Origin of the sequence: Streptomyces sp. NPDC006335 (assembly GCF_040612795.1) — a bacterium.
Lineage (GTDB): Bacteria > Actinomycetota > Actinomycetes > Streptomycetales > Streptomycetaceae > Streptomyces.
In genome coordinates this window covers 501,936-516,005 of sequence record NZ_JBEXQX010000002.1, presented here as the reverse complement: position 1 = coordinate 516,005, position 14,070 = coordinate 501,936, and the positions used below count along the sequence as shown (strand labels likewise).

The 14,070-nt window shown below is 71.7% G+C and carries 17 protein-coding genes; 11 read left to right on the top strand and 6 right to left on the bottom strand.

Going from position 1 to position 14,070, the window contains the following annotated elements; all coding sequences use genetic code 11:
* Positions 1-70: 70 nt before the first annotated feature.
* On the bottom strand, positions 71-466 hold the full coding sequence (locus tag ABZ098_RS08320; protein WP_356588479.1) for a hypothetical protein: 396 nt from the start codon (positions 464-466) through the stop codon (positions 71-73).
* Positions 467-572: 106 nt separating this feature from the next.
* Here ABZ098_RS08320 and ABZ098_RS08315 point away from each other — a divergent pair, with 106 nt between their 5' ends.
* Together ABZ098_RS08315 and ABZ098_RS08310 are read left to right on the top strand one after the other, a co-directional pair.
* Positions 573-1,232 (top strand): uridine kinase, encoded by a 660-nt coding sequence (locus ABZ098_RS08315; RefSeq protein WP_356588477.1) that lies wholly within the window; start codon positions 573-575, stop codon positions 1,230-1,232.
* Between the two features lie 73 nt (positions 1,233-1,305).
* A complete protein-coding gene (locus tag ABZ098_RS08310; protein WP_356588475.1) occupies positions 1,306-1,650 on the top strand; it encodes a DUF6281 family protein in 345 nt (114 codons plus the stop codon).
* Positions 1,651-1,801: 151 nt separating this feature from the next.
* On the opposite strand, the gene ABZ098_RS08305 is transcribed toward ABZ098_RS08310, so the two are convergent.
* A complete protein-coding gene (locus ABZ098_RS08305; RefSeq protein ID WP_356588473.1) occupies positions 1,802-2,545 on the bottom strand; it encodes a SigE family RNA polymerase sigma factor in 744 nt (247 codons plus the stop codon).
* A 229-nt stretch (positions 2,546-2,774) separates the two neighbouring features.
* Between ABZ098_RS08305 and afsQ1 the strand changes: the two genes are divergently transcribed.
* The 5 genes from afsQ1 to ABZ098_RS08280 all read left to right on the top strand — a co-directional run bounded on the left by afsQ1 (position 2,775) and on the right by ABZ098_RS08280 (position 6,621).
* Positions 2,775-3,452 carry a two-component system response regulator AfsQ1 gene (afsQ1, locus tag ABZ098_RS08300; protein WP_053851936.1) on the top strand — a complete coding sequence of 226 codons (678 nt, stop codon included), beginning with the start codon at positions 2,775-2,777 and terminating at the stop codon, positions 3,450-3,452.
* Positions 3,449-5,026 (top strand): HAMP domain-containing sensor histidine kinase, encoded by a 1,578-nt coding sequence (locus tag ABZ098_RS08295; RefSeq protein WP_356588471.1) that lies wholly within the window; start codon positions 3,449-3,451, stop codon positions 5,024-5,026. Before afsQ1 ends, ABZ098_RS08295 begins: the two co-directional genes overlap by 4 nt.
* The gene (locus tag ABZ098_RS08290; RefSeq protein WP_356589359.1) at positions 5,026-5,679 is read left to right on the top strand and encodes a hypothetical protein; all 654 of its coding nucleotides are present in this window, start codon (positions 5,026-5,028) and stop codon (positions 5,677-5,679) included. The genes ABZ098_RS08295 and ABZ098_RS08290 overlap by 1 nt, the downstream gene beginning before the upstream one ends.
* Positions 5,680-5,772: 93 nt before the next feature.
* Positions 5,773-6,324 (top strand): VanZ family protein, encoded by a 552-nt coding sequence (locus ABZ098_RS08285; RefSeq protein WP_356588469.1) that lies wholly within the window; start codon positions 5,773-5,775, stop codon positions 6,322-6,324.
* Between the two features lie 96 nt (positions 6,325-6,420).
* Positions 6,421-6,621, top strand: coding sequence for a PspC domain-containing protein (locus ABZ098_RS08280; RefSeq protein WP_123762707.1), 201 nt, complete (start codon positions 6,421-6,423; stop codon positions 6,619-6,621).
* A gap of 81 nt (positions 6,622-6,702) precedes the next feature.
* On the opposite strand, the gene ABZ098_RS08275 is transcribed toward ABZ098_RS08280, so the two are convergent.
* Both ABZ098_RS08275 and ABZ098_RS08270 read right to left on the bottom strand, forming a co-directional pair.
* Positions 6,703-7,059, bottom strand: coding sequence for an ATP-binding protein (locus ABZ098_RS08275; protein ID WP_356588467.1), 357 nt, complete (start codon positions 7,057-7,059; stop codon positions 6,703-6,705).
* Between the two features lie 137 nt (positions 7,060-7,196).
* On the bottom strand, positions 7,197-8,360 hold the full coding sequence (locus tag ABZ098_RS08270) for an adenosine deaminase (RefSeq protein ID WP_356588465.1): 1,164 nt from the start codon (positions 8,358-8,360) through the stop codon (positions 7,197-7,199).
* A 113-nt stretch (positions 8,361-8,473) separates the two neighbouring features.
* Here ABZ098_RS08270 and ABZ098_RS08265 point away from each other — a divergent pair, with 113 nt between their 5' ends.
* Positions 8,474-9,229, top strand: coding sequence for an alpha/beta hydrolase (locus ABZ098_RS08265; RefSeq protein ID WP_356588463.1), 756 nt, complete (start codon positions 8,474-8,476; stop codon positions 9,227-9,229).
* A gap of 22 nt (positions 9,230-9,251) precedes the next feature.
* On the opposite strand, the gene ABZ098_RS08260 is transcribed toward ABZ098_RS08265, so the two are convergent.
* Positions 9,252-10,202: a LysR substrate-binding domain-containing protein gene (locus tag ABZ098_RS08260; RefSeq protein ID WP_356588461.1), complete on the bottom strand. Its 951-nt coding sequence runs from the start codon at positions 10,200-10,202 to the stop codon at positions 9,252-9,254.
* A 63-nt stretch (positions 10,203-10,265) separates the two neighbouring features.
* Between ABZ098_RS08260 and ABZ098_RS08255 the strand changes: the two genes are divergently transcribed.
* Positions 10,266-11,534 carry an MFS transporter gene (locus tag ABZ098_RS08255; RefSeq protein WP_356588459.1) on the top strand — a complete coding sequence of 423 codons (1,269 nt, stop codon included), beginning with the start codon at positions 10,266-10,268 and terminating at the stop codon, positions 11,532-11,534.
* Positions 11,535-11,725: 191 nt separating this feature from the next.
* Positions 11,726-12,739, top strand: a complete 1,014-nt coding sequence (locus tag ABZ098_RS08250) for a sigma-70 family RNA polymerase sigma factor (protein ID WP_356588457.1) — start codon at positions 11,726-11,728, stop codon at positions 12,737-12,739.
* Here ABZ098_RS08250 and ABZ098_RS08245 read toward each other — a convergent pair.
* Positions 12,623-13,009, bottom strand: a complete 387-nt coding sequence (locus tag ABZ098_RS08245) for an STAS domain-containing protein (RefSeq protein ID WP_356589357.1) — start codon at positions 13,007-13,009, stop codon at positions 12,623-12,625. The genes ABZ098_RS08250 and ABZ098_RS08245 overlap by 117 nt on opposite strands.
* Before the next feature lie 133 nt (positions 13,010-13,142).
* Here ABZ098_RS08245 and ABZ098_RS08240 point away from each other — a divergent pair, with 133 nt between their 5' ends.
* A complete protein-coding gene (locus tag ABZ098_RS08240; protein WP_356588455.1) occupies positions 13,143-14,066 on the top strand; it encodes an AEC family transporter in 924 nt (307 codons plus the stop codon).
* Positions 14,067-14,070 lie beyond the last annotated feature (4 nt).

The window sequence follows — 14,070 nt, the reverse complement described above, 5'->3', positions numbered from 1 at the left end:
ACCGCGGAGCCGCGCCTTCCTCCCGTCCGGGGAAGGCGCGGCTCTGTGCCGAAGCGGCCGGGTGTCCGGCTCAGTTGCTCAGCAGTCCCGCCACCTGCCCCACCACCGGCATGCTCCCGATGGACTGCGCCTGTGCGACCGGCCCGGTCACCGCCTGGGACGTCAGCGGCTGGAAATCCGCCAGCTGGGTCCCCAGCCCGTTGTCCAGCGGGTCCACGCCCGTCCCGGCCAGCGGGTTCGGCTTGAGGCCGGCGACCGGTCCGGTGACGTAGCCGACCGTCCCGGTGAGGGAGCGGAGCCCGGCCTGGGGGTCGATGTTGCCGAGGGAGGTGGGCCGGGTGTGCAGCACGTCGACAAGCGGCTCGGCGTCCGCGGCTGCCACCGGGGCGCCGGCGCCGAGAGCGACACCCGCGGTCGCGAGGGCGGTGAGCGTGCGCTGGACGGTCGGGTTCGCGTGTCGGGCCATCGTTTCTGCCACCTTTTTTCGTGCACTGGGTAATCGTGTCGACACGAAGGGTAGTTGAGGTGTGACGCGCGCTTCAAAGCCAACCCGCTGGGTCGATGAACAGCGGGTGAATGCCTCACACTGGTGTCCCGTGAGTTCCCAACCGCCCATACCGACGCGAGTCGTGCTGCTCTGCGGCCCCTCCGGCTCCGGCAAGTCCCTTCTCTCGGCCCGTTCCGGTCTGCCGGTCCTCAGGCTCGACGACTTCTACAAGGAGGGCGACGACCCGACGCTGCCGCTGGTGGCGGGGAGCTCCGACATCGACTGGGACCACCCCGGATCGTGGGACGCGGACACCGCGGTGGCCGCGATCGTCGACCTGTGCCGCACGGGCCGTACGAAGATCCCGGTGTACGACATCTCGCTGAGCGCCCGCACCGGCGAGGAGGCGGTCGAGATGGGCCGGACCCCGCTGTTCATCGCGGAGGGCATCTTCGCCGCCGAGATCGTCACCCGCTGCCGGGAACTCGGGGTGCTGGCCGACGCGCTGTGCCTGAGCCGGGGACCGGTGCGCACCTTCCGTCGCCGGTTCCTGCGGGACCTGCGCGAGGGCCGCAAGTCCGTGCCGTTCCTGCTGCGCCGCGGCTGGCGGCTGATGCGCCTGGAACGTTCGATCATCGCCCGCCAGACCGCGCTGGGCGCCCACCGCTGCGACAAGGACGAGGCCCTCGGCCGCCTGGCCGCCGCGGCGGCGGGCCGCCGGCCGGCCGCGACTCCGGCCGCCTGAACGGCCCGGCCGAACGACTTCGGTGCCGTCTCCGTCGTAGGACCGTAAACAGGTCCCCGCGGAGAGGAAGCCGATGACGAACGCGCGGCTGGTCATGACGGTAGCGATGCTGGTGGCGGCCGTCGGCTGCACGGTGGACGGCGACGCCACGTCCTCGGACGGAGAGGCCGCGCCCTCCTGCGCCGGGGTGGTGAGCTTCGAGAACCGGCGCTATCTGCCCAGCGACAAGGCGGACTTCACCGTCGGCGAGAAGCTGGGCACCGCCACGGTCCCCGCGTGCGACGACACACCGGGCGACGACGAGGCCGCGGTCCCGGAGGCGACGACCGGCGCGTACGCGGTCGAGGGGCGGGACCCCGCCGAGGCCGTGGCCGTCGGTGACACGCCCGCCGGGGCGCGGCTCGTGGAGATCCGCTGAGCGCACGCCGAAAAGCGGGACTGGACGGACCCCCCGGCCCTCCGGTCCCGCTTCTCGGTGCTTCCCCCGTGTTCCCCGTTGGTCCCCCCCACGGGTACCGGCCCCCCAGCCGGTACCCCTGGTCCCCCGTTCCCTTGCTTTCCCCCCACCCTCAGGCGACGAGCTCCCCGAAGGCGTTCTCCTCGTCACGGCCGAAGCTGAGGACCTCGTCCTCGCGCAGGCGGCGCAGGGACCGCCAGATGCTGGACTTCACCGTGCCGACACTGATGTCGAGGATCTCCGCGATCTCCGGGTCGGTGCGGCCCTCGTAGTACCGGAGGACCAGCATCGTGCGCTGGAGTTCGGGGAGCCGGGCGAGCGCCTGCCACAGGACCGCGCGCAGTTCCGTGCCGCGCATCGCGTCCGTGTCGCCGGGCGTCTCCGGCAGTTCCTCGGTCGGGTATTCGTTCAGCTTGCGGCGGCGCCACGCGCTGATGTGCAGGTTCGTCATGGTGCGGCGGAGGTAGCCCCCGACCGCGGCCTTGTCGCTGATCCGGTCCCACGCCTTGTACGTCGAGAACAGCGCGCTCTGGAGCAGGTCCTCGGCCTCGAAGCGGTCGCCGGTCAGGTGGTAGGCGGTGGCGTACAGGGAGGCGCGGCGCTCCTGGACGTAGGCGGTGAACTCCGCCTCCGACAGCGAACGACGCTCCCCCGTGTCCTCCCTGTACGACGATCCCCCGTGCGATTCCCCCGTGAAGGTGTCAACCACCGACATGTACCCGGTGTGCTGACGCCCGGTGCCGCGAGCGCACCCCCGCCCGCTCACCGCACCGGACTTCTCGGAACCCCGGCCCCCGTTCACGTCGTGCAGCCGCGTGACCACTGCGCTGGTGCTGATGCTGTGCAGCGTGTTCATCTCGCGCCCCCCGTCGTGGACTTCCGGTGTTCGGCTTGCTCAGGCGGTGGTTCCTTGCCTGTGCCGAGAACTCTGCCAACGCACCTTCATGGCCGTGTCCGCCGACTGTCACAGACCTGTCACAGGGATCCGTCTCAGGAATTGCCCAGCGGACCCACGGACGGGTGCCGTACGGACTGCGTGTCCCCACAGGTCGTACCGCACCCCCTCCATGGGCCAGAATGAGCCCGTGCCTTCCCTGTTGCTGATCGAGGACGACGACGCCATCCGTACGGCCCTGGAGCTGAGCCTCACGCGCCAGGGTCACCGGGTTGCCACCGCTGCCACCGGTGAGGACGGCCTCAAACTGCTGCGTGAGCAGCGGCCGGACCTGATCGTGCTGGACGTGATGCTGCCCGGCATCGACGGGTTCGAGGTGTGCCGGCGCATCCGGCGCACGGACCAGTTGCCGATCATCCTGCTGACCGCCCGCAACGACGACATCGACGTGGTGGTCGGGCTGGAGTCCGGCGCCGACGACTACGTCGTCAAGCCGGTGCAGGGCCGGGTGCTGGACGCCCGGATCCGGGCCGTGCTGCGGCGCGGGGAGCGGGAGTCCAACGACTCGGCGTCCTTCGGCTCGCTCGTCATCGACCGCGCGGCCATGACCGTGACGAAGAACGGCGAGGACCTCCAGCTCACCCCGACCGAGCTCAGGCTGCTGCTGGAGCTGAGCCGGCGGCCCGGCCAGGCGCTGTCCCGCCAGCAGTTGCTGCGGCTCGTGTGGGAGCACGACTACCTCGGCGACTCGCGCCTGGTGGACGCCTGTGTGCAGCGGCTGCGCGCCAAGGTCGAGGACGTGCCCTCGTCCCCGACGCTGATCCGTACCGTGCGGGGCGTGGGCTACCGGCTGGACACGCCTCAGTGACCGAAGCGCAAGGGGGGCTCCGCGGTTGGTTCGCGGCTCGCAAGGGTGTGTGGTCACGGCTGCGTTTCACCAGCCTGCGGCTGCGTCTGGTCGTCGTCTTCGGCCTGGTGGCGCTGACCGCCGCCGTGTCCGCGTCCGGGATCGCCTACTGGCTCAACCGCGAGGCGGTGCTCACCCGCGCCCAGGACGCGGTCCTGCGGGACTTCCAGCAGGAGATGCAGAACCGCGCGGGCGCCCTGCCGGAGGACCCCACCCAGGGCGAACTCCAGCAGGCGGCGGGCCAGATGGCGGGCAGCAGCCAGCGGTTCAGCGTGCTGCTCGTGGCCTCCGACGCCAAGGGCGGGGAGGTGTACGGCAATTCGGGCGCCCTGGACGGCTTCACGCTCCAGGACGTGCCCGTGTCGCTGCGCGAGGCGGTGAACGAGAAGCAGAAGGTCGACTCCGCCAACAAGTACGCGTACCACCTGTACTGGCAGCGGACCGTCGTCCACGACACCCCGTACCTGGTCGCCGGCACGCGCGTGATCGGCGGCGGCCCGACCGGGTACATGCTCAAGTCCCTGGAGCCCGAGGCCAAGGACCTCAACTCCCTCGCCTGGTCGCTGGGGATCGCCACCGGGCTCGCCCTGATCGGCTCCGCGCTGCTCGCGCAGGCCGCCGCGACGACCGTACTGAAACCGGTGCACCGGCTGGGGGTCGCCGCCCGGCGGCTCGGCGAGGGCAGGCTGGACACCCGGCTGAGGGTGTCGGGCACCGATGAACTCGCCGATCTGTCACGGACGTTCAACTACGCGGCCGAGGCGCTGGAGAAGCGGGTCGACGACATGGCCGCCCGCGACGACGCGTCCCGGCGGTTCGTCGCGGACATGAGCCACGAACTGCGCACTCCGCTCACCGCGATCACCGCCGTGACGGAGATCCTGGAGGAGGAGCTGGAGGCCGAGTCCGGCTCCATGGACCCGATGATCGAGCCGGCCGTGCGCCTGGTGGTCAGCGAGACACGCAGGCTCAACGACCTGGTCGAGAACCTGATGGAGGTCACCCGCTTCGACGCGGGGACGGCCCGGCTGGTCCTCGACGACGTCGACGTGGCCGACCAGATCACCGCGTGCATCGACGCGCGGGCGTGGCTGGACGCGGTGGAGCTGGACGCCGAGCGCGGCATCCACGCCCGCCTCGATCCGCGGCGCCTCGACGTGATCCTGGCCAACCTGATCGGCAACGCCCTCAAGCACGGCGGCTCCCCGGTGCGGGTGGCGGTGCGCGCGGCGGACGACGAGGTGGTCATCGGGGTCCGCGACCACGGCCCCGGCATCCCCGAGGACGTCCTGCCGCATGTCTTCGACCGCTTCTACAAGGCCAGCGCCTCCCGCCCCCGCTCCGAGGGCAGCGGCCTCGGCCTCTCGATCGCCCTGGAGAACGCCCACATCCACGGCGGCGAGATCACCGCGGCGAACTCCCCCGACGGGGGCGCCGTCTTCACGCTGCGGATTCCGCGGGACGCCTCGGCGCTGGCGGAACAGCTCACGGAGGCCAAGAAGGACGACGACGGGGCGAAGAAGGGGCAGGCGTGATGCACCGGCGAGGACGACGTGCGCGGCGGGCGGCGGCACCGCGCACCGGACCGGCCGCGCGCCGGCTGCTGGCGCTCCCGCTGCTCGGTCTGCTGGTCGCCGGGTGCGGGATCCGGCCCACCGAGGTGCCCACCGACTTCGGCCCGGCGCCCTCCCGGGTGCGGTGTTCGCTGTCCGAGCCGGACGCCTCCGAGCAGGCCGCGCAGCGCCTGGCCGTGCAGGTGTTCCTGCTGTGCGGGGCGTCCCTGGTGGCCGTCGACCGGAGCCTCAGGGTCCCGGACGGGACCGCCGACTCCGAACGGCGGGTGCTCGTCGCGCAGGGGCTCCTCGACCAGCTCGCCGAGACACCGTCGACGGCCGAGCGGGAGGCCGGGTACCAGACGTACGTGCGCGGCGGCACGACCGTCAGCGGTCCGCGCCCGAGGGACCCCGAGGACACGCTCCGGCTGAGCACCCCGCCCACCGAGCTCTCCGCCTACGCCCTCGCCCAGGTCGTGTGCACCTTCTCCGACTCGGCCGCGGCCGAGGGTGACGGCTCCGTCGTCCTCGGCGGCCCCACGACCGCACCGCTGCGCCGCTACGACTGCACGGACGAGGTGCGCGCCCAGCCGGGCAGCCACCAGCCGCCGTCGACCGAGGTGACGGGCGGCTGACGCGGGAGCGGCCACCACGTGTGGCACAGACCTCACCCAGGTACCTCGGGGTGTTCCGGAACCGATCGTGCCGAGCGGGGCGTCTAGGGGATCGTGCAGCGTCAAGGCTTCGTCGGCGGCAATGCCGCCCTTCGCGTCCGTGTGGCAGGAGGTGCCCTCCTGGTCGCACACCTCGCGTTCGTCGCCTGGCTCACGCTGCGTCCGCTGGACGTGCCCTGGGTCGTCCCCGCCAACCTGCACCCGTTCGCCGGCATCCGCGCCGACCTCGCCCTCGGCGGCCAGGAGGCGGCCCGCCGGATCGGTGAGGGACTCGCCCTGCTGGCCCCCCTCGGCTTGCTGCTCCCGATGGTGCACGGCCGCCTGTGGGCGTCCCCGGTCGGTTCCCTGATCCGCACCTGCGCCGCGGGCGCGCTGATCTCCCTGGGCATAGAGCTGCTCCAGACCGGCGTCCCCGGCCAGGTCGTCGACATCGACTCCCTGTTCCTGAACACCGCGGGCGTCGCCCTCGCGCACCTCGTGGTCGTGCCGGCGGTACGGCACTCGCTCCGCCGCAGGAACGAGCGGCGCGGAAGCGCAACGGCCCGCCAGGAGGAGCCGACTCAGGGTAGGACCCCGACGATTCCCAGGGTCGGGATCGCACCGTAGAGCGACGCTTTGTGCCGTTCGTCTCCGTAGCGTTGAAGACAGCTGGAAAGGGTCACTCGGACCCGGACCGTCGTCGACGCTCACGAAGGAGCCGCAATGTCCCGCCTCGCCCGCCCCACCAACGGCCGCATGATCGGCGGAGTGTGTGCCGCGCTGGCACGGCGCTTCGGCACCTCCGCGACCACGATGCGCGTGATCTTCCTGGTGTCCTGCCTGCTGCCCGGCCCGCAGTTCCTGCTCTACATCGCGCTGTGGATCCTGTTCCCCTCGGAGGACAAGGCGCAGACCGCCTGGTGACCTCCTGTGCACGTACGCCGGTGGGGCGCACCCCGTGAACTCGGGATGCGCCCCACCGGCGCGTGCGAGGAGCGACGGGACTCAGCCGAGCGGCAGGCCGTTGAGGCCGGTACCGCTGCCGGGGATGATCTGGCCGACCGGCAGACCGCCGAGGAGACCGGCGACGGGCCCGGTCGGACCGTCGGCGAGGACCTTCTCCACGGCGGGCTGCGCGGCCGAGAGGCCGGTGGTGACCGCCGGCTGGGCCTGCGTCAGCGCGTCGCCGGCACCCGGCAGCGCCTTGGTGACGTTCTCGGTGGGGAGCCCCTGGGAGACGGAGCCGAGCGCCTGGGTGGCGTCCGGGACCGCCGGAGCGGCGTTCGCGGCACCCGCGCCGGCGGCGGCGAAGGCGGCACCGAGGGCGGCGACACCGAGGGTCTTGGCAGCAGACTGCTTCATGAAATGCGTCCTCGAAATGGGTTTGCGGGATGTCAGCGGTCCACGACCGTAAACACGGGAACCCGCCCGCCGCAAACATCGAAATGCGGACGGTTTGTGAACACCCGCCCGCATTCCGCACCCGAGAATTTCCCCGGTCAGTTCTCGTCGGCCACAGAACCGCTGGTGGAGGCGGTCTGCTGGAACAGCCATTCGGACTTCAGCTCGGCATATCCGGGCTTGATGACGTCATTGATCATCGCGAGTCGTTCATCGAAAGGAATGAACGCTGATTTCATCGCATTGACGGAGAACCACTGCATGTCTTCGAGTGAATAACCGAACGCGTCGACAAGGTGCTCGAATTCCCGGCTCATGCTGGTGCCGGACATCAGCCGGTTGTCGGTGTTCACGGTGGCCCGGAAGTGCAGGCGCCGCAGGAGTCCGATCGGGTGCTCGGCGTACGACGACGCGGCCCCGGTCTGGAGATTGGAGCTGGGGCACAGCTCCAGCGGGATGCGCTTGTCCCGCACGTAGGAGGCGAGCCGTCCGAGCTTGACCGTGCCGTCCTCGTGGACCTGGATGTCGTCGATGATGCGCACACCGTGCCCGAGCCGGTCGGCGCCGCACCACTGGAGGGCCTGCCAGATCGACGGCAGCCCGAAGGCTTCCCCGGCGTGGATGGTGAAGTGGTTGTTCTCGCGCTTCAGGTACTCGAAGGCGTCGAGGTGCCGGGTGGGCGGGTAGCCGGCCTCCGCGCCCGCGATGTCGAACCCGACGACGCCCAGGTCGCGGTAGCGGTTGGCGAGTTCGGCGATCTCCAGGGCGCGGGCCGCGTGCCGCATGGCGGTGAGCAGGGCGCCGACCCGGATGCGGCGGCCCTCGGCCCTGGCCCTGCGCTCGCCCTCCCGGAAGCCCTCGTTGACGGCCTCGACGACCTCTTCGAGGGTCAGCCCCTTCTCCAGGTGCTGCTCGGGGGCGTACCGCACCTCGGCGTAGACGACGCCGTCCGCGGCGAGGTCCTCGGCGCACTCGGCGGCCACCCGCGTCAGCGCCTCACGGGTCTGCATGACGCCCACGGTGTGCGAGAAGGTCTCCAAGTACCGTTCCAGCGAACCGGAGTCGGCGGCCTCGCGGAACCAGACGCCCAGCCGGTCGGCGTCGTCCTCGGGGAGCTGGGAGTACCCGGTCTCCCGGGCGAGGTCGACGACCGTGCCGGGGCGCAGCCCGCCGTCGAGGTGGTCGTGCAGCAGAACCTTGGGTGCCCGGCGGATCTGGTCCGGGCTCGGGGAGTTCCCCATCCGGTCAGTCTGGCTCGTCATCCTGGCACTGTAACTCCTACGCGCGTAGAGCGCCCGTTGTACGAATCCGCCGATACGTAACGGTGACCGCCCCGCCCCGTGTCGTACACCGCGGCTTCTGACACTGTTCTGTCATGGCACAGCAAGCGACGCCGGTTCGCAGCGCCCGACTGGGCAGGACACTCGGCCCGGAGCCGGCGGCGGTGAGCGGAGTGGTGCTGCTCCTCCCGGGCGGCGACGAGACCTCTTTGCGCAGACCCGCCTCGATGCGACTCCCCTCCGCCGTAAGGGCGTTGGGACGACGACTCGCCCGCGCGGGGCACGCCGAGGGGCTCGCGGCACACCTGGTGCACTACCGCTACCGCGGGTGGAACGGCGGCGAGGCGCATCTCGCGCACGACGCGACCTGGGCCGCCGACGAGGTCGTACGGCGTTACGGCGACGTCCCCGTGGCCCTGGTCGGTGTCGACATGGGCGGCCGGGCAGCACTGCGCGCGGGCGGGCACGAGGCGGTCAACTCCGTGGTCGCGGTCGCTCCTTGGCTGCCCGAGGAGGATGTGGCGGCCACGCCCGAACCGGTCAGGCAGCTCGTGGGGCGGCGGGTGCTGATCGTGCACGGGACCAACGACGAGCAGGCGGACCCCGAGTTGTCGTTCCGGCTCGCGTCCCGGGCGAAGAAGGCGAACCGGGAGGTGTGCCGGTTCGAGGTGCACTCCGACGGGCACGGACTGCACCAGTACCGGGCCGAAGTCCAGGCCCTCACCGTCGACTTCGTGATGGGGGCGCTGTTCGGGCGGGTGCTGTCCCGGCCGGTGCAGGACGCGCTGGCCGCGCCCCCGCCGCTGGGGCTGCGGATGCCGCTCGCCTCCGGGTTCGGGCGTCGGCGGTAGGCGGTAGGCGGTAGGCGGTAGGTCAGGGCAGCAGGTTGCCCCGCCTCGACAGCAGGAACTTCTTGAAGGCGGCCACCGGCGGGGTGTCCGGGTGGCCGTCGAGCCAGGCGACGCCGATCTCGCGGGCCGCCCTCGGCGCGGTGACCGTCAGTTCCGCGACGCCCGGGCGGGGGAAGGCGGGCGGTGGCAGCAGGGCGACTCCCAGGCCCGCCGCCACCAGACCCCTCAGCGTCTCCGCCTCCTCCCCCTCGAAGGCGATCCTCGGTTTGAAGCCGGCCTCCTGGCAGAGGTCGTCGGTGATGCGGCGCAGGCCGTAGCCGGGTTCCAGGGTGACGAAGGACTCCTCGGCGGCCTCGGCGAGGCGTACCCGCTTGCGGGTGGCGAGGGGGTGGTCGGCGGGGACCACGAGCCGCAGCTTCTGCTCGTCCAGGCGGCGGGCGACGAGGTCGGGGGCGTCCGGGACCGGGGAGGTCAGGCACAGGTCCAGCTCGCCCGCGCGCAGACGTTCGATCATCGCCTCGCCGTAGTTCTGGACCAGGCTGAACCGGACACGGGGATGGTCGGCGCGGAAGGCGCGGATCAGGCCCGGGACGGTCTCCGAACCCATCGTGTGGAGGAACCCGAAGGCGACCTTGCCGGTGGCCGGGTCGGCGTCGGCGCGGACTTCGTCGGCTGCTCGCCGGATCTCGGCGAGGGCGCGTTCGACGGAGACGAGGAAGGTGCGGCCGGCGGGGGTGAGGGAGACCGTGCGGCCGATACGGGCGAACAGGTCGACGCCGAGGTCCTGTTCGAGGCGGACCATGGCCCGCGAGAGCGTCGACTGGGGTACGTCCATCTCCTGGGCGGCGCGGGTGACGTGCTCGGTGCGGGCGACCCCGGCGAAGTGGGCGAGCCGCGGGGCCAGCAACGTCACCATGTCTTCTGTGTCACTGGACGGTGACAGGCGCGGCTGTGACCTCTGCTGATGCTCCATGGGAACGATTATGGCGAATCCATGCATTGGACGGATGAGCGCGGTCGTACGTAGCTTCGAAGCATGCCTGCCAGTACCGAGGCGTCCACCCACGTGGGCGCCGTATCCCCCGTCCCCGTCACCGCCGACTCCCGTCTGACCCCGGGCGGCCCCGGCTACCGCCGGATGAGCTTCGCCCTGTTCCTCGCCGGTGTCGCGACCTTCGCGCTGCTGTACTCCACGCAGGCCCTCCTCCCGCTGATCTCGGGCGAGTTCGGGGTCGCGGCGAGCGAGGCGAGCTGGACGGTGGCGGCGGCGACCGGCGGTCTGGCGCTGTTCGTGCTGCCGATGAGCGCCCTCTCCGAGCGCTTCGGACGCCGTACGGTCATGACTGGCTCGCTGGCGGTCGCGGTGACGGTCGGGATCCTGGTCCCCTTCGCGCCCTCGCTGACCGCGCTGGTCGTGCTGCGGGCGGTGCAGGGCGCGGCGCTGGCCGGTCTGCCGGCCTCCGCGACGGCGTATCTGGCCGAGGAGGTCCGCCCGAAGGCGCTGGTCACGGCGATCGGCCTGTTCGTCGCCGGCAACAGCGTCGGCGGGATGAGCGGCCGGGTCATCACCGGCTGGGTCGCGCAGGAGTGGGGCTGGCGGGTGGCCGTCGGGGTGATCGGCGCGATCGCGGTGGCCTGCGCGGTGGCGTTCCGGCTGCTGCTCCCGGCGCCGCGGCACTTCAAGGCGGGCTCGCTGAAGCCGGCCGTCCTGCTGGGCACGGTCCGCACACACCTCTCCGACCCCCTGCTGCGCCGCCTGTACGCCATCGGCGCGCTGTTCATGACGGTCTTCGGCGGCGTGTACACGGTGATCGGCTACCGGCTGACCGAGGCGCCCTTCTCGCTTCCCCAGGGCATCGTCGGCTCGATCTTCCTGGTCTACCTGGTGGGCACGGTCTCGGCGTCCACGGCGGGCCGCCTGGTCGGGCGGCTGGGCCGCCGGGGCGCGCTGTACGCGGCGGGCGGTACGACGGCGACCGGCCTGCTGCTCTCCCTCTCCGGCTCCCTGTGGCTGGTCCTGCTGGGCCTGGTGCTGATCACCGGCGGCTTCTTCGCGGGCCACGCGGTGGCGTCCTCGGCGGTCAGCAAGACGGCCACCCACGGCCGCGCCCAGGCCTCGGCCCTGTACCAGTCCGCCTACTACATCGGCTCCAGCGCGGGCAGCACGGTCGGCGCGCTCGCCTTCCACGCGGGCGGCTGGGCCGGAACGGTCGGGGTCGGCCTCCTCGCGGTGCTCGGCGTCGTGTCGATCACCGTCCTCGGAACACGTGCGGCCCGGACCCAGCAGCGGCTCGCGACGGCCTGAGCCGCACGTACCCCCTTCCCCCCGGTCGAGGTCGGTCGACCGGGGGGATCGGTTTGTCCGGAGGGAGTGCTGCACAGGGCCTCCCACCTGGGTGTTCGTCCGCTCCAGGGGCCGTTGTCAGTGGGCTGCGGTAGTTTCCGAGTACTGGGCGCAAAGGCGCGACGCAGCACGGCCACAGGGGTGGGTGGACGATGACGGACACTACGGCGACGACAGAGCTCGACGTCAGGCTCGAGAAGCACCGCACCGAGCTGACGGGGTACTGCTACCGCATGCTCGGTTCCTCCTTCGAGGCCGAGGACGCGGTGCAGGACACGATGGTGCGGGCCTGGCGGAGCTACGACAAGTTCGAGGGCCGTTCCAGCCTCCGCTCCTGGCTGTACCGGATCGCGACCAACGTCTGTCTGGACATGCTGACGGCGGGCAACAAGCGCGCCCGCCCCATGGACCTCACCGAGTCGACGCCCCTCGCCCAGGCCGCCCTCTCCCCCCGCCCGGACCACACCTGGCTGGAGCCGATGCCGGACAACCGCATCCTGCCGACCGTCGAGGACCCGGCCGAGGCGGCGGTCGCCAAGGAGACCGTGCGGCTCGCCTTCATGGCCGCCCTCCAGCAACTGCCGCCCAAGCAGCGCGCCGTGCTGATCCTGCGCGAGGTGCTGGCCTGGAAGGCGAGCGAGGTCGCCGAGCTCCTCGACACCTCCGTCGCCTCGGTCAACAGCGCCCTCCAGCGGGCCCGCGCCACCCTCGCCGAGCGGGAGGAGCACGGCGCCGACGCGGCCGTCTCCGACCCGCTGGACGAGGAGCAGCAGAAACTCCTGGACCGCTATGTGAAGGCGTTCGAGGGGTACGACATGACGGCGCTGACGGCCCTCCTGCACGAGGACGCCATCATGACGATGCCGCCGTTCGACCTGTGGCTGACGGGCCACGACGACATCACGGGCTTCATGACGACCCTCGGCTCGGCCTGCGAGGGCTCCCGCCTGGTGCCGGTCCAGGTCAACGGCATGCCCGGGTTCGCCCAGTACAAGCCGGACCCGGACAAGGGCGGTCACACCCCGTGGGCGGTCCAGGTGCTGGAGATCTCAGACGGCCGGCTCACCGGGTTCCACTTCTTCCTGGACACCCAGCGCTGGTTCCCCCTGTTCGGCCTGCCCCTCCACCTCGAAGCGGAGGCCGACGAGGTCGAGGAGGGCATGTAGTCCGGGGTCGGGGTCGCGCAGTCTGATCCGCCCCCCGGCGCGCCGGGCCGCGAGCTGGAGCCGGGCGAGCAGATCGACGGTGCCGAGCCCCGGTGGCCCGAGCCCGGCGACATCACACACCACGACCCCGGCGCGGGTCGTCCGCAGCAGTGCCCGGACCTGCTCGCTCAGCCCCGCCACCTCGTCCCGGGTGACGGGGCCTGCCAACACGAGTACAGCGGGTGTCATGGCGTCCACGATCGGTAGACCTGGCGGGCCGGCGTAACTCATCGGCCGACGCCTCTCCCCCGCGGGCGAGATCACGTTGACCTGGGTGCCGCCTGCCCCCGAGGGTTGCCTGTATGCGCCACCCATCAGCACCTCCCTGGATACGCCACGCCCTCCTCACCCTTGAGGAGTGCCCGTGCAGGGAGTGCTGACCGGCTTCGCGGTCATCGCGGTGGTGATCGGGGTCGGCTATCTCATCGGTCTGCGCGGCCACCTCGGCGACCAGGGCCGGGAGGTCCTGACCAAGCTGGCGTTCCATGTGGCGTCCCCGGCCCTGCTGTTCACCACGCTCGCCAGGGCCGACCTGTCGGTGATCTTCTCCAGCCGCCTGCTGGTGACCGCGCTCAGCACGGCAGCGGCGGCGGGCGTCTTCGTGGCGGTGGGTGTCGTACGGGGCTGGGGGCTGGGCCGTACGACGATCGGCGCGCTGTGCTCGTCCTACGTCAACTCCGGCAACCTCGGCATCCCGATCGCGGTGTACGTCCTGGGCGACGCCTCGCTGGTGGCGCCGGTGCTGTTGTTCCAGCTCGTGGGCGTGACGCCGGTCGCGCTGACGGTCCTGGACCTGGCGTCGGGCGCGGGCGGGAAGAGCCCGTTGTGGCTACGGCTGCTGACCCCGCTGCGCAATCCGATCGCGCTGGGTTCGCTGGCCGGTGTGGCGGTCTCGGCGGCCGGTCTGAAGGTCCCCGCCCCCGTCATGGACCCCCTTACCCTCATCGGGGGCATGTCGGTCCCGGCGGTCCTGCTCGCCTTCGGCATCTCCTTGTGCGGCAGCACACTGCCCGGCCGCGGCCCGGACCGGCGGCTCGTCCTGCTCTCGGTCGCGCTGAAGTCGGTGGGGCAGCCCGCGGCGGCCTGGGCGCTGGCGTCCGGTGTCTTCGGCCTGCACGGGGCCCAGCTCCTCGACGTGGTGGTGACATCGGCCCTGCCGGCCGCGCAGAACCTGTACACGTACGCGTCGACCTACGGCGTGGGCGAGCGCCTGGCCCGGGACTCGATCCTGGTGTCGACGGTGGTGTCGGTGCCGGTGCTGGTGGTGGTCGCGGCGCTGTTGGGGTGAACGA